At 53.7% G+C, this 17,235-nt stretch carries 17 protein-coding genes; 2 read left to right on the top strand and 15 right to left on the bottom strand.

Going from position 1 to position 17,235, the window contains the following annotated elements:
* A partial coding sequence (gene scpA, locus ACKWJN_RS02375) for a methylmalonyl-CoA mutase (protein WP_408594166.1) occupies positions 1-1,572 on the bottom strand: 1,572 nt, incomplete at its 3' end.
* A gap of 108 nt (positions 1,573-1,680) precedes the next feature.
* On the opposite strand from scpA, the gene ACKWJN_RS02370 reads away from it, so the two are divergent.
* Entirely contained in the window at positions 1,681-2,316 is a 636-nt protein-coding gene (locus ACKWJN_RS02370) for a GntR family transcriptional regulator (RefSeq protein WP_408594165.1), read from the top strand.
* A gap of 26 nt (positions 2,317-2,342) precedes the next feature.
* Here ACKWJN_RS02370 and ACKWJN_RS02365 read toward each other — a convergent pair whose 3' ends face one another.
* The 12 genes from ACKWJN_RS02365 to ACKWJN_RS02310 form a co-directional block, all read right to left on the bottom strand.
* Positions 2,343-3,287, bottom strand: coding sequence for a DMT family transporter (locus ACKWJN_RS02365; RefSeq protein WP_408594163.1), 945 nt, complete (start codon positions 3,285-3,287; stop codon positions 2,343-2,345).
* Positions 3,277-4,314: a tRNA dihydrouridine(20/20a) synthase DusA gene (gene dusA / locus ACKWJN_RS02360; RefSeq protein ID WP_408594161.1), complete on the bottom strand. Its 1,038-nt coding sequence runs from the start codon at positions 4,312-4,314 to the stop codon at positions 3,277-3,279. Before dusA ends, ACKWJN_RS02365 begins: the two co-directional genes overlap by 11 nt.
* Positions 4,315-4,562: 248 nt before the next feature.
* The gene (locus ACKWJN_RS02355; protein WP_408594159.1) at positions 4,563-5,288 is read right to left on the bottom strand and encodes a methyltransferase domain-containing protein; all 726 of its coding nucleotides are present in this window, start codon (positions 5,286-5,288) and stop codon (positions 4,563-4,565) included.
* A gap of 42 nt (positions 5,289-5,330) precedes the next feature.
* Positions 5,331-6,209, bottom strand: coding sequence for a 4,5-dihydroxyphthalate decarboxylase (locus tag ACKWJN_RS02350; RefSeq protein WP_408594158.1), 879 nt, complete (start codon positions 6,207-6,209; stop codon positions 5,331-5,333).
* 98 nt (positions 6,210-6,307) lie between these two features.
* A complete protein-coding gene (locus ACKWJN_RS02345; protein WP_408594156.1) occupies positions 6,308-7,321 on the bottom strand; it encodes a Bug family tripartite tricarboxylate transporter substrate binding protein in 1,014 nt (337 codons plus the stop codon).
* 29 nt (positions 7,322-7,350) lie between these two features.
* The gene (locus ACKWJN_RS02340; protein ID WP_408594155.1) at positions 7,351-7,836 is read right to left on the bottom strand and encodes a cupin domain-containing protein; all 486 of its coding nucleotides are present in this window, start codon (positions 7,834-7,836) and stop codon (positions 7,351-7,353) included.
* Positions 7,833-8,429 carry a carboxymuconolactone decarboxylase family protein gene (locus ACKWJN_RS02335; RefSeq protein ID WP_408594153.1) on the bottom strand — a complete coding sequence of 199 codons (597 nt, stop codon included), beginning with the start codon at positions 8,427-8,429 and terminating at the stop codon, positions 7,833-7,835. Before ACKWJN_RS02335 ends, ACKWJN_RS02340 begins: the two co-directional genes overlap by 4 nt.
* A 10-nt stretch (positions 8,430-8,439) precedes the next feature.
* Positions 8,440-9,438, bottom strand: a complete 999-nt coding sequence (locus ACKWJN_RS02330) for a Bug family tripartite tricarboxylate transporter substrate binding protein (RefSeq protein WP_408594151.1) — start codon at positions 9,436-9,438, stop codon at positions 8,440-8,442.
* 21 nt (positions 9,439-9,459) lie between these two features.
* The gene (locus tag ACKWJN_RS02325) at positions 9,460-10,428 is read right to left on the bottom strand and encodes a Bug family tripartite tricarboxylate transporter substrate binding protein (RefSeq protein WP_408594150.1); all 969 of its coding nucleotides are present in this window, start codon (positions 10,426-10,428) and stop codon (positions 9,460-9,462) included.
* Positions 10,425-11,414 carry a Bug family tripartite tricarboxylate transporter substrate binding protein gene (locus ACKWJN_RS02320; protein ID WP_408594149.1) on the bottom strand — a complete coding sequence of 330 codons (990 nt, stop codon included), beginning with the start codon at positions 11,412-11,414 and terminating at the stop codon, positions 10,425-10,427. Before ACKWJN_RS02320 ends, ACKWJN_RS02325 begins: the two co-directional genes overlap by 4 nt.
* A gap of 38 nt (positions 11,415-11,452) precedes the next feature.
* Positions 11,453-13,129: an FAD-dependent monooxygenase gene (locus ACKWJN_RS02315; protein ID WP_408594147.1), complete on the bottom strand. Its 1,677-nt coding sequence runs from the start codon at positions 13,127-13,129 to the stop codon at positions 11,453-11,455.
* Between the two features lie 32 nt (positions 13,130-13,161).
* Positions 13,162-14,481: a M24 family metallopeptidase gene (locus tag ACKWJN_RS02310; protein WP_408594145.1), complete on the bottom strand. Its 1,320-nt coding sequence runs from the start codon at positions 14,479-14,481 to the stop codon at positions 13,162-13,164.
* Between the two features lie 107 nt (positions 14,482-14,588).
* Between ACKWJN_RS02310 and ACKWJN_RS02305 the strand changes: the two genes are divergently transcribed.
* The gene (locus ACKWJN_RS02305; RefSeq protein WP_408594144.1) at positions 14,589-15,107 is read left to right on the top strand and encodes a MarR family winged helix-turn-helix transcriptional regulator; all 519 of its coding nucleotides are present in this window, start codon (positions 14,589-14,591) and stop codon (positions 15,105-15,107) included.
* A gap of 22 nt (positions 15,108-15,129) precedes the next feature.
* Here the strand turns inward: ACKWJN_RS02305 and ACKWJN_RS02300 are convergent, their stop codons facing one another.
* Positions 15,130-16,020 carry an MBL fold metallo-hydrolase gene (locus ACKWJN_RS02300; protein WP_408594143.1) on the bottom strand — a complete coding sequence of 297 codons (891 nt, stop codon included), beginning with the start codon at positions 16,018-16,020 and terminating at the stop codon, positions 15,130-15,132.
* Positions 16,021-16,032: 12 nt separating this feature from the next.
* Positions 16,033-17,235 (bottom strand): ABC transporter substrate-binding protein, encoded by a 1,203-nt coding sequence (locus tag ACKWJN_RS02295; protein ID WP_408594141.1) that lies wholly within the window; start codon positions 17,233-17,235, stop codon positions 16,033-16,035.

The following is a 17,235-nucleotide window of genomic DNA, read 5'->3' as shown; positions in this document are numbered from 1 at the left end:
ATCGAGCAGGTTGCCCTCGCCACTCTCTGCGGCGGCGGTCAGCGCATCCAGTGCTGCCTGCACCTTGGCGGCATCGCGCGTTGCACGGATCTTTTGCAGGCGCTCGATCTGGCCGTCGCGCACCTTCATGTTGTCGATCTGCAGGATGTCGACCGGGTCTTCCTTCGCCAGCTTGTACTTGTTGACGCCCACGATCACGTCCTTGCCGCTGTCGATGCGCGCCTGCTTCTCGGCCGCAGCAGCTTCGATCTTGAGCTTGGCCCAGCCGCTGTCCACGGCCTGGGTCATGCCACCCATGGCCTCGACCTCTTCAATGATCTTCCAGGCCGCGTCGGCCATGTCCTGGGTCAGCTTTTCCATCATGTAGCTGCCGGCCCAGGGGTCGATCACGTTGGTGATGTGGGTCTCTTCCTGGATGATGAGCTGCGTGTTGCGCGCAATGCGAGCGCTGAACTCGGTGGGCAGCGCAATGGCTTCGTCAAAGCTGTTGGTGTGCAGGCTTTGCGTGCCACCAAACACGGCAGCCATGGCCTCGATGGTGGTGCGCACCACGTTGTTGTAGGGGTCTTGCTCGGTCAACGACCAACCCGAGGTTTGGCTGTGGGTGCGCAGCATCAAGCTCTTGGGGTTTTGCGCGTCAAAGCCCTTCATGATGCGACACCACAGCAAGCGGGCGGCGCGCATTTTGGCAATCTCCAAATAGAAGTTCATGCCCACGGCCCAGAAGAACGACAGACGCGGCGCAAACGCGTCCACGTCCAAGCCCGAAGCCATCGCCGTCTTGACATACTCTTGGCCGTCGGCCAGGGTAAAGGCCAACTCCAGTGCCTGGTTGGCCCCCGCCTCTTGCATGTGGTAACCCGAGATCGAGATCGAGTTGAACTTGGGCATGTGCTGCGCGGTGTAGCCAATGATGTCGCCAATGATCTTCATCGACGGCTCAGGCGGGTAGATGTAGGTGTTGCGCACCATGAACTCTTTGAGAATGTCGTTCTGAATCGTGCCCGACAACTTGTCTTGGCTCACGCCCTGCTCTTCGGCAGCCACCACATAGCCAGCCAACACGGGCAGCACGGCACCGTTCATGGTCATGGAGACCGACACCTTGTCGAGCGGGATCTCGTTGAACAAGATCTTCATGTCCTCCACCGAGTCAATCGCCACCCCGGCTTTGCCCACGTCACCGGTCACGCGCGGATGGTCGGAGTCGTAGCCACGGTGGGTCGCCAAGTCAAACGCCACCGACACGCCCTGCCCACCCGCAGCCAAAGCCTTGCGGTAGAACGCATTGGACTCTTCGGCGGTCGAAAAACCCGCGTATTGGCGAATCGTCCACGGGCGCACCGCATACATGGTGGCTTGGGGGCCGCGCAAAAACGGCTCAAACCCTGGCAAGGTGTTGGCGTAGGGCAGGTGTTGGGTGTCTTCGGCGGTGTACAGCGGTTTGACGCTGATGCCGTCCGGCGTTTGCCAATTCAGGGCACTGACATCCCCCCCAGGGGCCGATTTAGCGGCCGCTTTGGCCCAAGCTTGGAGGTTGGAGGCGTTGAATTCGGTCGGCTTTTGGCTCATGGCAAGTCACTCGTGAAGGGAGGGTTGACCCCCGGTTTTGAGAATCCGGGCATCATATCATTCATAATTATTGATGCAAAATATTATCTGAGCTTACAATTTCAACCCATGTCTGCCGTCACCCTCACCCCGCGCGCCCTTTACGAAGAAGTGGCTGAGCTCTTGCGCCAGCGCATTTTTTCGAGCGAACTCGCGCCCGGCAGCTGGATTGACGAAATGCGTCTGGCCGAGGAATACGGCATCAGCCGCACCCCCATGCGCGAAGCCCTCAAGGTGCTGGCCGCTGAAGGCCTGGTGACCATGAAGGTACGCCGCGGTGCCTATGTGACCGAGGTGAACGAGAAAGACCAGCGCGATGTCTACCACCTGCTGGCCCTGCTCGAATCCGATGCGGCAGGGGTGGTGGCAAGCACCGCCAGCGACGCGCAGTTGCAAGACTTGAAGGCCTTGCACCAAGAGTTGGCAAACGCAGTGCAAGATACCGAGCGCTTCTTTGAGGTCAACGAGCGCTTTCACATGCGCTTGCTGGAAATCGCCGACAACCGCTGGCGCGACCAAATGGTGGCCGACTTGCGCAAGGTGATGAAGCTCAACCGCCACAACTCGTTGCTCAAGAGCGGGCGCATTGAGGAGTCGCTGAGCGAGCACCAAGCGCTGCTGGACGCCTTGCTGACCCGTGATGCAGCAGCCAGTGTGCAACGCATGCGGGTCCATTTTGAAAACGGGCTGGAAGCCGCCAGTTAAGCGCCTTCCCCAAAGCACCCCAGGCTTTAGGCTTGCACAGGCACTCTCGGCGCCCCTGCAGATTGGGTGAGCATCACCAGACCCACACCGGACAAGATCAACAGCCCACCAGCCAAGTGGTACCAGCCCAAGGGTTCACCCAACACGCCCCAGGCCACCACGGCCGCATACAGAGGGCCGGTGTACAACATCACGGCGACTCGGCTGGCGCCCAAGACTTTCAAGGTCCAGCCGTAAATCCAGTAGGCCGCCACGCCGGGTATCAAGGCCGTGGCCACAATCTGAACCAAGGCCTGCCGGCCCAGTGCAGGCGCATCAGCGGCCCACAACTCGTACACCGCAAACGGCAAGATCACCACCACGCCCCCAACGCACATCGTGGCCAGACGGGCCATGGACCCCAGAGGGCTGTGCCACTTTTTTTGGAGCAATGAAAACGCAGCCCAAGACACCGCAGAACAGACGACCCACACATCCCCCACCACAAAATGCAGCTGGGCCAAATGGGTCCACTCGCCCCGCACCACCACATGCACCACGCCAGACAAAGACACAGCCACCCCGAGCGCCTGCCAAATTGAGAACCGCTCGCCCAACCACAGCACCGAGCCGATGGCAATCAGCACGGGCGCAGCAGCAAAAATCAATGAAATATTCAGAGCACCCGTGGTTTGTGCCCCAAGGTAAACCCAGGCGCCGCAGATCCACATGCCGCACGCCCCCAGCACCAGGGTCTGGGGCCAGGCTTTGATCACCTCACGCCGCATGTGCCACAGCTCTTGACGCGACCACCAAGTCAGGATCAGTCCCGCCAAGGTCCAACGCCCCAATGCCAACACGTGTGGGGTCACCACGCCTGGTGCTTGGCGCGCGACCACCAAGTTGACCGTCCACAGCAAGGGCATGAACCAAATCAACGCCAAGGCGATGCGCTCTTTCGCGGGTGCCCGCAGCAGTGCCTCAGTCGGCATGGACGGGCTTTTCTGCGCCACGGGCCAGCGCCTCGCGTGCGAGCTGCATGACCTCGTGCGGCGGCAAAGGCTTGAGTTTGTGGTTGCTCCAGACTTGACGCCACAAGCGCCCACCCCGCTCACCGTGGTAGAGCCCCAACATGTGGCGGGCAATGGCATACCAAGGGCAGCCATCCTCGGCATGCGCGCGTTCCATGTAGCGCACCATGGCCTCTTCCACCGCTTCGCGGCTGAGTGGACTGGGGGCAGCCCCAAAGAACGTGGCATCCCAGCTGCTGAGCAGCCAGGGGTTGTAGTAAGCCTCGCGCCCCACCATCACGCCATCGACATGTTGCAGATGGTCGGCAATTTGCGCGTTGGCGGTGATGCCCCCGTTGACGGCAATCGTCAGATCGGGAAAGTCTTGTTTGAGCTGGTACGCCAACTCGTAGCGCAGGGGGGGGATTTCACGGTTCTCTTTGGGGCTGAGCCCTTGCAACCAAGCGTTGCGGGCGTGCACGATGAACACGCGACAACCTGCCTGGCTGACTTGGCCCACAAAGTCACGCACAAAGTCATAGCTTTCAATTTTGTCGATGCCAATGCGGTGCTTGACGGTCACGGGCACATTGACCACATCGAGCATGGCTTTCACGCCATCGGCCACCAAGGCGGGCTCGTTCATCAAGCAGGCCCCAAACGCGCCGCGCTGCACCCGGTCGCTGGGGCAACCGCAATTGAGGTTGATCTCGTTGTAGCCCCACTGCTCGCCCAGCTTGGCGGCATAGGCCAAATCAGCCGGCTCGCTGCCACCCAGCTGCAATGCCACCGGGTGCTCCTCGGTGTTGAAGCGCAAATGGCGCTGCACGTCGCCATGGCGCAAAGCACCCGTGGTCACCATCTCGGTGTAAAGCAAGGTGTCTTGCGTGAGCAAGCGGTGGAAGAACCGGCAATGCCGGTCGGTCCAATCCATCATCGGCGCCACGCTCAGGCGCCAGCGGCTGAGCGCTTGATGTGTGCCGTTGTTTTTTTCCGTCGAAGCAGGCATTGGGAGAGTTTTTTACATGAAGTGCGCACGAATTACACATACAGTGAATATCGAGAAACAATGAACCATTCAGCTTCTCAATACAAATCGCGCAGATTGCCTGCATTCTCGCAGCTACCCTTCGGCACATCGATCGTCCAAGTTCGTCGATGCGAAAGTGAACAAAAAGATGTGGTCGCAAAGAGTTGCAGAACATTCAGAGATCACGAAAGCACCAGCAACCCGCTGGCTTGCATCCATCATGGGTGCTAAGGTTTAGTTCCCCAAAATAGCTCAATGCCCTTCCAACAGAAATCCTGCGTGTCGTGCATCAAGGAATCCAATGCGTTATGCAAGGCCTGTGGACTGTAATAAGGGAACTGGTCGATGGCCCATCCCATCCGAGAGAAGATTTTTTCGACCCAACTCTCCACATGGATATCAAGACTGGCGGCGTTGATCATGTTGGGGCCGAAAGTGATTTCTGCCAAGACCAACCTGCGCCCGCTCTTCATGACTCGCAGCAATTCAACACCCGTCTCGGTCCAGTCATCCGTGTGCTGAACGGCTTGGATGACTGCCACACAATCGAAATACTGATCGGGGTAATCCTTGGTGTATTCAAACTGCCAAGTGGCCAACTCTCCTTTGCGTCCGCGTGCTCCGGTGACATACGCTGAACGGGCCTGCGCTGTGATGTCCACCACAACCAGTTCACCGGTGTCGCCTATTTGTTGTCGTATGGATTCATCAAAGCCACATTCAGCCACGCATTCGCCAATCACCAGGACTTTGTCGCCATGCTTGAGATCGAGTTTGTTGAACATGAGCTCGCGCACGACCGTCGCCTTGTCTTTCCACATATAGGGCAAGGTGCCAAACAGCATGGCACGGCACCAGCGTGCTTGCTCAGCGGGATCGAGAACCACATCGCCAAGAATTTGGGTCTCTGCGGGCCCCATGTAAATCCAAGGGTCTTTGTTTGGGGTGGTCATGAAGTTCTCCTAGTTCAGGTGGGTCAATTGGGTTGGATTGCACTAGATGCGCACTTGGGTCAATGTCTGTTTGGCAAAAAGCTCTTCTGGCAAAACCTTGCGATGGCAAACTCCCTGCGCAAAGGCAAAACGCAAAAACGCGTCCAATGTTTTCTGGTTGGCTTGTATGCCATAGGGCCAGAAGTCCTCGCCGAACAGTTCACGCACGAGGTTGACATGAGACCCAAGGCAAGGGAGCGGTACATGAGCTGCCGTGATTTCTTTGAGCCGCTCCAAAGAACGTCGCTTGGCTTCTTCAAAGGCCTTCATCACATTCATTGCAACCCAGGGATGTCTGTCAAGAACCTGCGTCTTGATCACAAGTGCGTGCATGATGGGAAATATCCCCGTTGCCTTGTAGTAAGACAGTTCAGCAGGTTCTGAATCATGAAACATACGACGAATACCGTTGCCAAAATGCTGTGGGGCACGCGCAGAAAGCACCGCATCCAACTCACCACTGAGCAGCATGCCATCCAGCGATTTACCCGGTTCGCTGCGGTAATTCACACCTGAGGGAAGTTTGAGCATGACCTCTTCCTTGCGTCCTGGATCATTGACCCCCGCTTGCACCCATTCAACCGAATCAAGCGCCACGCCATGGTCTTCAGTCAACATGCCACGCACATAAATCGTCGCGGTTTGTGCCCACTCTGGGATTCCAATTCGTTTGCCTTTGAGTTGATGAGGCTCTGTCACCGAGCTGCTGCTTGGGAGGTAGATCATGGAATGGCGAAAAACCCGTGAAACAAAAACAGGCAATGCCGTGAGGCTTGTGTCGCCCTGGGAGACCATGGATGCATAACGACCCATGGACATTTCACAAATGTCCCATTCTCGGTAATGGGTGAAGCGGTGAAACACCTCTTCAGCCGTCAACATGGACGGCAAGAGGTCGACCCCTTCAATTGGCACGCGCCCAGAGATGACATCTCGGGTTTGGTCGTAGTCTCCGATGGCGATGGACAGTGATATTCGGCTCATTCGATTTTGGCTCCAGACAGCTTGATCAGTTTTTCAAACTTGACCGATTCTTTTTTCATGACATCGCCAAAATCTTGAGCGCTTCCACCCACAACAACAACCCCCATGGCGTTGATCTTGCCAAGCACGGTGGGACTGGCAAGGGCTTTTGAGATGGCGCTGTTGAGTTTCGCCACCGCAACAGCGGATGTACCTGTTGGCGCTAAAACACCAATGGAAGTGGACATGTCAAAGCCCGGCAGCCCTGACTCAGCGATCGTGGGTATTTGAGGGTAGGCTGGTGAGCGTTTGGCAACTGCAATCCCTAAAACACGCAACTTACCGGCCGACACTGACGGGCTGATCGCGGCATAGCCCAGAAAGGCCATGTCCGTCTCGCCAGACATCAAGGCAATGCTGACTTGTGGACTGCCCTTGTAGGGGACATGCAAGATATCGAGCTTGGCCATCGACTTGAACATCTCGCCAGTGAGGTGATGGAGTGACCCGTTGCCCACAGAACCATACGACAACTTACCCGGGTTCTTGCGCGCATAGTCGATCAGGTCAGTGACTTTATTTGCAGGGATGGTCGGATTGATCACGAGAAAAGTAGGCAATTCTGCGACTCTGATCACGGGCACAAAGTCTTGTATGCCTCGGTATGGAAGTTTTGCGTAGAGGTAAGGGTTGACGGCCCAAGAAGAGCTGTCTGCAAAGAGCAAGGTGTAACCATCCGGCTCAGACTTGACCACATAGTCGGTTCCAACGATGCCCGATGCCCCTGGGCGGTTTTCGATGATGATGGAAGTACCCAGCGTCTCCCCCACAGACTCAGAAAAGAGGCGAGCGATGGTGTCTGGGGTTGTACCCACGGCATAAGGAACCACCATTTTGATGGGACGTGCAGGATAGTCATCGTCTGCGGCATGACTTAGCCCCACCATGACCATGTGTACAACAGCGGCTAACCAGTAAGTGCTGCGTCGAACGAACAGAGACTTCGAAAAGTCATTGAATAGAAAATTCATGGGTACTTGCTTAGATGGCTTTACAAGCCCTAGCGCGCTTCCTGCTGCGCCATGATGGAGCCTTCTCGCTTGGGTGTCGCATCGACAAGAACTACGGCAATTCGTGCAGGAGCGTTGCTGCGGTTGATCCAGGCATGCTTGGTTCCGCGTTGAATCATGATGTCACCCGCTTTGAGAGTGACCATCTGGTCGTCAAGGGCCATATCAATTTCACCCAAAAGACAAATGACATAGTCCACCGTATCGGTTCGGTGTTGGCCATGAAAATCATTGCCCGGCAGTAGGTCAAGCACCGCAAATCGCGTTCCCCCAACAGGCGGAGCCGTGCTGATTTTTCGAGCACCTGCGTCACCTGGCAACAGCAGATCGGAGGGCGCCTGATCGGTGACCCACATCAACGTTGAGGTGACTTTTTCATCGGGATACTTGGCATTGGTAGCGAAGCCATCGATCTCCACGACAGCTTTGCCGGATTCGTCGTGGCCAGTCACAATTCGTCTGATAGGCGTTGTCATTGCAGTGAGCTTTCTGAGCGGTCAGAGATGGGTTGAGCGAAGCCATTGCCTGAAAGCGGCAAAGACCCACCGGGTACAGGGGCCTCGAATCCATTGAGTACGACAGCGACCATGGTGTAGAAGCCAATCACTGAAATTAACTCAATGAGCAACGGCAATCCAAGTGCCTGTTCTGCCTGTTGATACGTGGCATCACTGACCTTGTGATCCTGCATCAACTCATACGACACCTTGTAAACAATTTGTTCGTCTGATTTGATTAAATTGGGTTCTTCTGCGCGCTGAAGCGCTTGAATGGTTGACGCCTCCAAACCTGCAGCCAAAGCGGCCTCGGCGTGCGCAAACCACTCATACTGGGCCGTCCAAGAACGGGCGACCACCAGAATGGCCAATTCGAACAGGCGCTTGTCGAGCTTGCCGTTGATCCGCAAGGCATTGCCTAATTGATTCGCCTTGTCAGCGAGTTCAGGATTACGCAGCCAAATTGCAAATGGGCCACGAACTACCCCACCCCGGGGACCGGCGATTTCCTTAAATATCATGGCCTGTTCAGGCGTGTGTTCTACAGGGTCCAGGTCTTTGACACGTGTCATAAATCATCTTTCAATCAAGTTTTGCACCGGTCAACTTCACGAGGTTGCCGGTTTGTTCATAATCCAAACGAATGAATTTCGCAAAGTCCTCTGGCGTTTTAGCTGCCGTAGGTTCAAGTCCTTTTTTGAGAATCCATTCATCACGAAAATCTGGCTGAGCTGCAATTTTTTGAAATGCGGCATTGAATTGGTCAATCAAGGCCTTTGGCGTATTGGCTGGTGCAAAGATGCCAATCCAATCGCGCGCCAGAAAGTTGGGGTACCCGGCCTCCGCTGTGGTGGGTACTTCGGGAAAAATCACAGACCGATGGGTGGAGGCAATCGCAAGCGCTTTGAGTTTTCCGCTGCGTAAAAAACCCTCCACAGAGCTCATGGTGACCACCATGGTCGAGATTTGTCCACCAGCCAAATCTGTCACTGCGGGCGCCGACCCCTTGTAAGGCACGTGGGTCATCTGGATATCAGCCACCTGCTTGAAATTTTCCGCATTCAAATGTCCACTGGAGCCACTGCCCATAGACCCGTAGCTCAAAGCGGTGGGTTTGGCTTTTGCCAAAGCAACGAATTCATTGAGGGTATTCACCCCAAGCTCTTTGTTGACGACCAGCGCCTGGGGAAATAGGCAGACCATCGCAACAGGGAACAACTCTTTTTGAACGTTGTAAGAGAGCTTGCTGTAGAGATGGGGATTTGCAACGATTGGCGAGCTGGAGGTGAATAAAAAGGTATATCCATCGGCGGGAGACTTGATGGTAGCTTCGGTCCCTATCACGGTATTTCCTCCCGGTCGGTTGTCGACCACGATGGATTGCCCCAAAACATCCCCCATCTTTTGTGCCACCACGCGCGCAGTGGTATCGATGGCGCCACCCGAAGCATACGGAACAATGAATTTGATCGAGCGGTTTGGATAGACCTGCGCTTGTAAACCAAAGACCTGGCACAACAGCCATAAAAGCGCAGCCAACCGGCCACGGTTCAAGAGATTCGAGCGAAGAATGTGATTCACAGTTGCCTCATGTTCTTGAAGTTATTCAGCAGTGATATTCAAGTCTTTGATGAGCCGAGCAAAAACTTGCGAAGTCGTTCTTATCAAGTCGGTGTATTGCGATGGGGTGCTCACAAAGGCTTCCAGTCCGAGATCGGCAAGGCGCTTGCTGAAATCCGCTTGCTGCCCCACCGCCATGATGTTTTGATTGAGAGAGCGAACAATGGAAGCCGGTGTTTGTACCGGAGCCAAAAATCCCACCATGTCGCTCACGTTGTAGCCTGCGACAAGATCTGCAACTGGCGCGATGTCTGGCGCAAGCGGGCTACGTGTCATGGTGGTCATACCGATCAAGCGCAGCTTGTTTGATTTCACGTGGGGCAGCAGCGCACCAAGTGCTGACACCACCAAACCAACTTCACCGGCAATCGCGGCAGGAATAGACTGCGCCCCGCCTTTGTAGGGAATGTGCGTGATGTTGATTCCTGTGCGCACGCGAAGCAATTCCATCGACAAGTGGTGCGTGGTTCCAACCCCTGCCGATCCATAGGCAAAACCAGGGTGTGTCTTGACGTAGTCAATCAAGGTAGCAACAGAGGTGATGGGCAGCGAGGGATTCACTGCCAAAAAAAGCGGCACAGCAGCCACCGGTGTGATGGGCTGCAAGTCGCGCAACGGTTGGTAAGTCAACTGAGGGTTGAGAGCGGGTGCAATGCAGAGTTGACCCAGGTCAGCCACCAGCAAGTTGTAGCCATCGGGTGGCGAACGTACAACGTGATCCACCGCGATGGCGCCCCCTGCACCCGGCTTGTTGTCAACAACAGCTGCCTGCCCCCAGAGTTCGCTCAGCTTCTGCCCGACTTGCCTGGCAACGATGTCGGCAGCCCCTCCAGGTGTGAAGGGCACATTGATTCGAACAGGCTTGAAGGGATAGATCGATTGCGAGCGCGCAGGGCTCACGCCTGTGAGCATGCCCATTGCGAGGGTGATGACCGAACGACGCGAAGTCATTGGGGCTCGATCTTTGCCTTTTTAACCAACTCGCCGTAGCTGATGGTCTCGCGTGCAATCAAAGCATCGAGCTCTGTTGGGGTAGACGGCCAAGACTCAATACCCATCTCGGTGAGTCTTTTCTTCATGGGGGCGCTTTGCAGTACTTCAGCGACGTCACGGCTGATTTTTTCAACCACGGCTTCAGGCGTACCCTTGCGTGCAATCAGTCCAACCCATGCCTCAACGACATAACCTTTGGGGCCTCCGGCTTCTTCAACGGTCGGAATTTTTTCGAACCCTGCGAGTCTTTTGTTTGAAGCGACAGCGAGTAAGTTCATGCGGCCAGACTCAACGAAGGGTTTGGTGCTGGAAATCGATCCTAAAAACCATGACACATCTTGACCTGCAACCGATGCAAGCATTTGCGTCATTTCTTTGAAAGGGGCATGGATCATTTTGGTATCGGTCATTTGCTCAAACAGCGCACCGCCAAGATGGGAAGGACTCCCAACAAATGGGGAACCGTAAGAAAGTACACCAGGTTTTGCTTTAGCCATTGCAATGAGTTTGGGGACGCTGTCTACAGGCCCGGAACTCGACGTGGCGATGAAGAAGGGATTTTTAAAAATCGTCGTCACGCCCGCAAAATCTTTGGCGCTGTCAAAGGGTATCGTCTTATGGATGTGTGGGTTGACCGCAACGTGACCATTGTCGACAACAAGCAGGTTGTATCCATCCGCAGGCGCGCTCTTGAGGCCTTGGATGGCGATGAATCCACTTGCTCCTGGGCGGTCGTCCACGATGACTTGCTGCTTCCACTTTTCAGACAAACGTTCGGCAATCAGCCTTGCCACTGTGTCTGGCCCAGTCCCCGTTGAATAGGCCAAGATCAAACGGACCGGCTTATCTGGGAAAGTTGTCTGGGCCATAGAACCGATTGAGCATGTGAATGCCAGCACAGCCAGACAGGTGCGAACCAGATTCAAATTCATTGTCAATTCCATGTCTTGTCTCCTTTTGATGTCTAAGCTAAAAAAATCGGTCATACCGCGGAACGAGGAATGCCGCCTTGGGTCCTCCTGCCCGCGCCTCCCCCCAAGGCGCCGCGAACACGATCAACCAAGAGGTCGCATTGCTGAGGTAAGGTGTCACCTCGCCAAGCAATGTGTCCATCGGGCCTGATCAACGACAACTCTTTTTCATAGAGTTTTCTTGCGTTCATGTTGTCAATACGAACAACGGTCAGTGGAAGCCCCACTTTTTGAGCGGCCAACTCCAACGCAGCAACACTCCCGCTTCCAAAATTGAGTAAGGTGAACTCTGGTCCAAAACAATCCAGAATGCTCAGCTCACCTTCTTTGAGCCATACGTGAGGTGCGCGCGCGCCTGGTTGTGATGAAGGGCTGTATTCGTCTTGATCCAGGATTGGTCGCAGTGTTTGGTCATCCACCACAATGGGAGACGGGAAATAAACATGACTCAGATGAATCCCAATAGGGTGCCAAGCTTTTTCATTGGATTTGACAAGGCGCTGGCCGACTTCCTTGCGCAATTGATCTGCTTGCGGTGTTGCCTCATCTAGATTGGGCGCGTGGATAGGGTCAACCAAGCGACCATAGTTTTTCAACGACTCTTCACATGCGCGGGCTGAAGCAGGACGCCGTTCAAAGTCATAACTGTCCAACAAGTGTGGTCCGCCCCAACCTTTGAGCACAGCAGATAACTTCCACCCTAAATCCCATGCATCCAATATGCCAGTGTTCATACCCAATCCCCCATTTGGGGGATGTGCATGGGCAGCATCACCCGCAATGAAGACGCGTCCGTCCTTAAAGCGGTCAGCGACTGTTGACTTGCGCACCCAGCTCGAGGTCTCATGCAAGGTGTAGTTCACTTCTGAACCCAAACAACTTTTCACAACATCGTTGAGATCCATTTTTTCCACATCTGCACCACCTGCACCGATCAACTGAATACGGTATAAATCGCGACCATCGATGGTGGTCAACACACACCAAACTCCCCTTTCAGCAACAAAGAGATAGCGGTAAGCATCTCCCATCTGATGCTTGTGCAACAGATCCGGAATGCTGAGGTAGACGCTCATCGAAACATCCAGGTGCTTGACGCCTCTGACTTCAATCCCAAGCAACTGCCGCACGGTGCTCGAATAGCCGTCAGCACCGACCAAATATTGCGCGTTGACACAATTTATCTCTCCAGAGGCATCGCGCAACATCACTGTCACGCCGTCCTCATCTTGTTCAAACGTTGCAAGCTCAGTCTGGTAGCGCAGTTCAATGCTCGCCTGGTCAAGTGCGCAGTTTTTAAGAATAGGGTCGAACCAAGTTTGGGGACACGGGCGTTCGCGCTCTGGACTGAAGGGCGTGTCATAAGGAACATTCAAAGGCGGTGTTTTCACTCGCCCCAACTCATAGCCCTGTAAATTGGTAACAAAGACACTGTCAAGACCGTGGTCCAACGGAAAACCCCAGTTGTGCACAGCATCTGCCAGGCCGAGGTGACGGCAAAACTCCATCGTTCGAACACTCACCACAATCATCTTGGCGGAGTCCAGTCGATCAGGATTGCGCTCCACAAGCAAAGTCTTGATGCCTTGTTTGCCGAGATAGGCCGCCAAAGCCAACCCTATCGGCCCAGCGCCCGCAATGAGAACTTGAACCTCACGGGGCAAGGGCTGGGCTTTTTCAGTGTGCATATGCAGCAACGCGAAATTGAATCAATCTGCCATCAACCAGCCAAGCCGATTTCAAGAGGCGTGTTGATCAGGCATTCAGCTTCATTTGGGCGCACCACCATGAAGTCAGAGAGCATGCACCCCACATCTGACTTCCAATTGCTGTCATGCAAGTCAATGTTGTTGCCAAAACACATGCCCTCCTCCAGCACCATGTCGCCAATCTGAAAGCCGTTGAGCGCGTTACCACCGAAACCTTCCTTGTAAATGACAGTCGGAAATTCTGGGGAAGCCGTCCCCATGGCGTGAAACCCAAGCTCGACAAAATCTAATCCGGAATTGAGTGCAGGTTTGCGAATCATCTCGACCGCTTCCCGAATGGTTCGCCCAGCGGTCAGCGCCTCTTTGCTTGCATGCAAACATTCCACCGAGACATCCCAAATGTTTTGTAACTCTTTGGGCACTTTTTTGCCGAGATAGACGGTGTACTCGGTATGACACCGATAGCCGCCATATTTGGTGTGCCATTCCGCGACGATGATGTCACCTTGTTGGAGAGGACGCATGCTGGGTGTCAGAGGCTGTTCGCAGCCATGGAGCAAATGCCAGAGTTCGTTGTCGGGATGCTCAAGCGGGCCCGCAGCAAACAAGTTAAAAATATTTGGCTCTGCGCCATTGGCGATTTGAGTCCGAACCATTTCAGCATACACGGCAGCATCAGGTAGCCCCACCTTGGCAGAGTCACGCATCGCATCGACCACCTTGCGCGCAATCTTGCCTGCTTGACGCAACATGCCAATTTCCTCTTCGCTTTTGACCATTCGCATTTCTTGCAGCAACCAGCTGGCATCTATGAACTCAGCCTCAGGCAATAACTTTTCAAGCGCCAAAACATCGGCGTGCAACAAAGAGGAAGCGACCTGAATAGTGGAAGAAAAGCCGATCAGGCCAATTTTTGATGCGTCAAGTTTGCGCTCGCGAAGTTCTTGCGCAATCAGCCCCATGCCGCCTCTCGTTCGAAAGTCGGTGACCCATTTTTGAATCGAAAGGTACATGTTGGTTGGTCGATTCATATGCGCCACAGCATTCCAAATCACGGGTTCTCCTGTGAGTGGGAACAAGCCATCTGCGCCTATTTGCGAATCCACTTGAAACATATAGCGCATGTTGGCCATGCCCATACCCCAGTAAATATCGTTGCCCAAAAATACCAGCCCATCCAGCCCCGCCATGAGCATTTTTTTTCTGACCTTATCCCACCGGCGGTTACGTTCCTCAAGCGACATCTGCGGCATGAAATCAAACAAAGGCGCAGCTTTTGCATCGGGGTTTAGCGGCTTGCGTGTTTGGGGAAAAGGGGGATTAGCTGACATGAGGTCTCCAAGAAGCAGGGGCTTGCCAACAATTCTTTTTATATGGCACGCCATATTATGGGATTCGAAATGTTAAAGTCAATCGGACCAGAGTAAGTTCTTACCCTATGTCCGATCACATCCATCACACCCTTCCCTTTCTGATCAACCGAATTGCTGCAACCGTTAGCGCATGGGTGAATCAACAGTTTCTATCCCTGGGTCTCAATGTTTATTCGGCCCGAGTTTTAATTCTTTTGCATTTAGATGGAGAGCACTCAGTGGGTCATCTCGCTTTGCAATCTTCACTAGAGCAATCCACGCTGTCTCACATACTGATACGTCTAGAGAAGCAAGGCCTGATCAAGCGAATGCGTCAGCCGAGCGACAACCGTTCGGTTTTGGTCACCCTCACTCCCGAGGGCAAAGTCTTAGCCAAACAGTGCTGGAAAGCAGTGAAGACTCACGATTCAATGTTGAGAGAGGGCCTGGCAAGCGCCGATGCTCAAGAACTTGTGAAACTTCTGAATCGGACTTATGAAAATGTCCATTTATTCAAAGGTAACAAGATGAATGCGACATCAAGCGCAGTCATGGCCCCTGTTTCTAAGAAAAAAACAAATTCAAAAAAATCAAAGACAACTTAAGCGCGGAGCTGACCTTAGCTGCTCAACTCTTCTTTTCATCCACAAAACGATACCTAAACCCATGGGAGTCGCGCTCTATATACCCAGCTGTTGGGCGTGGGAAATGAGCTGGAAGAATCATGACATCGGTGTTGGCGTAACGTTCGAGAAATGCTTTTCGTGTGTGCCGTGACAGCACAGGGTCTGCGCAAAACCTTGTACTCCAGTCTGGATAAATCACCTGCAATACCGTGTGGAGCAAGTCACCTGTGATGATGGCCTGGGAGCCATTGGATTGCAAATCAACACACACCATGCCAGGCGTGTGTCCTGGCGCAGGTTTCAATGAAACGTCTGGGTCGATGCGATGATCCATGTCCACAAAATCCGCCAAGCCCGCCTCGACAATTGGAAGGATACTGTCTTGCATATAGTCACCTGTTCGAGTGATGTTGTGCGCCCCCTCTCCGCTGCGCCAGTAGTCCCATTCTTTCTTGACAAATAGATAGCGTGCGTTTGGAAAAGTAGGCTGCCAAGTCCCATCAACCCGCTGCGTATTCCATCCCACGTGGTCAACATGGAAATGGGTGCACACAACAATGTCAACTTGCTCAGGCTCACATCCTGCCGCAATCAATTGGTCAAGCCAACTCCATTTTTTTTGATCAAAGGAGGGGCGTCGACGATCTTTGCAATCGCCAACGCACGTATCTACCAAGATATTTTTTCCATCACTTCGAATTAAAAAACCTTGAAATGACAGGATCAATTTGTCACTGATGCGGTCATAGAACCGCGGAGCGAGCCATGCCTCGTTCTTGTCAATATCCTCTTGTGTGGCATCGGGATAAACCTCGTTGGGAGTCAACACAGGAAACTCAGATTCAACCACGAGGCTGACCTTCAAATCACCGACTTGAAAGGTATTTGCCATTTGTTGGCCTCCTTACTTCATCTCGCACTGTGTATGGAGGCGATCAGAATACTCTTTGAGTACCACGCCCTTGTTGACCAAGGCGGCCTGCCCAGAAGCATCTTTCGCAACTTCAACGCGGTAGTAATTGCGAATTGGAAATTGGTTGTTGTTGAAACGAAATGGGCCAGCCACAGATTTGAAGTCAGCCAATTTAAGTGCCGCACGAAAAGCTTCTTTGTTGTCAACCCTTCCTCCCGTTTTTCGAATCGCAGAGTCGAGCAACATGGCTGCGTCATAACTTTGAGCCGCGTATTGAGAGGGGATCCGTCCATATTTTTTAGTGAAGTCCGTGACGAATTTTTTATTCTGGGAGTTGTCGATGTCAGGACTATAGGGCGTGCCTGCAATTAAACCGATGGCCAACTCTTTGAGGGCAGGAAGTGTTGTTCCATCCACAGTTGCAGTCGAGAGCAAGGGAATTTTTCCAAGCAGGCCCGCTTGTTGGTATTGTTTTACAAAATTAACCCCCATGCCGCCGGGGTAGAAAACATACACTGCATCAGGCTTTTCTGATTGCAACTGGGAGATTTCTGCGGAGTAGTCGGGTTGATTGACTTGGGTGTAAACCTCGTCAATGATTTGCCCCTTGAAGAGGAATTTGAATCCTGAGACCGCATCTTTACCGGCTTGGTAGTTAGGCGCTAAGACATACACACGCTTGTAGCCAGAGTCAGTCGCATACTGTCCCATGGATTCGTGTTGCGTGTCGTTGTTCCATGAAGTTGAAAAAAACATGGGACTGCAACCTTTGCCGGTGATCGGCGACGGACCGGCATTGGATCCAATCAAAAATACCCCGGCTTCCGTCACAGGTTTGTGGATGGCCATCAGCACGTTAGAGAAAGTCCCGCCAGTGATGATGCTGACCTTGTCCTTTTCTATCAACTTTTGAGCTTGTTGCACACCCAAATCTGGTTTCAGTTGATCATCTTCTTTGATCACTTGGACAGTCACACCGCCGAGTTTTCCTCCTAGTTGAGAGATGCCCAGCATGAAAGCGTCATACTGATCTTGACCCAATGCACCAGCGGGCCCAGACAACGTCCCGAGAAAGCCGATCTTGATGGCTTGCTGAGCAGAAAGGGACATACTTGCAGCCGTCAAACAGGTCAGCAATGCAATTCTTGTTAAACGAGATGTCATGTTTTTCCTTTGGGTGGATGAAGGGTTCAT

It is taken from the genome of Limnohabitans sp., assembly GCF_046052825.1.
In the GTDB taxonomy this organism is placed as follows: domain Bacteria; phylum Pseudomonadota; class Gammaproteobacteria; order Burkholderiales; family Burkholderiaceae_C; genus Limnohabitans.
This window is presented reverse-complemented; position numbering and strand designations above follow the sequence as displayed.

Bases quoted from the DNA above. Each gene is read 5' to 3' on its own strand.
- ACKWJN_RS02340 (WP_408594155.1), bottom strand. From the start codon at position 7,836: ATGACAACGCCTATCAGACGAATTGTGACTGGCCACGACGAATCCGGC.
- ACKWJN_RS02305 (WP_408594144.1), top strand. From the start codon at position 14,589: ATGTCCGATCACATCCATCACACCCTTCCCTTTCTGATCAACCGAATT.
- ACKWJN_RS02320 (WP_408594149.1), bottom strand. From the start codon at position 11,414: ATGGAATTGACAATGAATTTGAATCTGGTTCGCACCTGTCTGGCTGTG.
- ACKWJN_RS02350 (WP_408594158.1), bottom strand. From the start codon at position 6,209: ATGTTGACGGCTGAAGAGGTGTTTCACCGCTTCACCCATTACCGAGAA.
- ACKWJN_RS02325 (WP_408594150.1), bottom strand. From the start codon at position 10,428: ATGACTTCGCGTCGTTCGGTCATCACCCTCGCAATGGGCATGCTCACA.
- ACKWJN_RS02345 (WP_408594156.1), bottom strand. From the start codon at position 7,321: ATGAATTTTCTATTCAATGACTTTTCGAAGTCTCTGTTCGTTCGACGC.
- ACKWJN_RS02310 (WP_408594145.1), bottom strand. From the start codon at position 14,481: ATGTCAGCTAATCCCCCTTTTCCCCAAACACGCAAGCCGCTAAACCCC.
- ACKWJN_RS02355 (WP_408594159.1), bottom strand. From the start codon at position 5,288: ATGACCACCCCAAACAAAGACCCTTGGATTTACATGGGGCCCGCAGAG.
- ACKWJN_RS02335 (WP_408594153.1), bottom strand. From the start codon at position 8,429: ATGACACGTGTCAAAGACCTGGACCCTGTAGAACACACGCCTGAACAG.
- ACKWJN_RS02300 (WP_408594143.1), bottom strand. From the start codon at position 16,020: ATGGCAAATACCTTTCAAGTCGGTGATTTGAAGGTCAGCCTCGTGGTT.
- dusA (WP_408594161.1), bottom strand. From the start codon at position 4,314: ATGCCTGCTTCGACGGAAAAAAACAACGGCACACATCAAGCGCTCAGC.
- ACKWJN_RS02370 (WP_408594165.1), top strand. From the start codon at position 1,681: ATGTCTGCCGTCACCCTCACCCCGCGCGCCCTTTACGAAGAAGTGGCT.
- ACKWJN_RS02295 (WP_408594141.1), bottom strand. From the start codon at position 17,235: ATGAACCCTTCATCCACCCAAAGGAAAAACATGACATCTCGTTTAACA.
- ACKWJN_RS02315 (WP_408594147.1), bottom strand. From the start codon at position 13,129: ATGCACACTGAAAAAGCCCAGCCCTTGCCCCGTGAGGTTCAAGTTCTC.
- ACKWJN_RS02365 (WP_408594163.1), bottom strand. From the start codon at position 3,287: ATGCCGACTGAGGCACTGCTGCGGGCACCCGCGAAAGAGCGCATCGCC.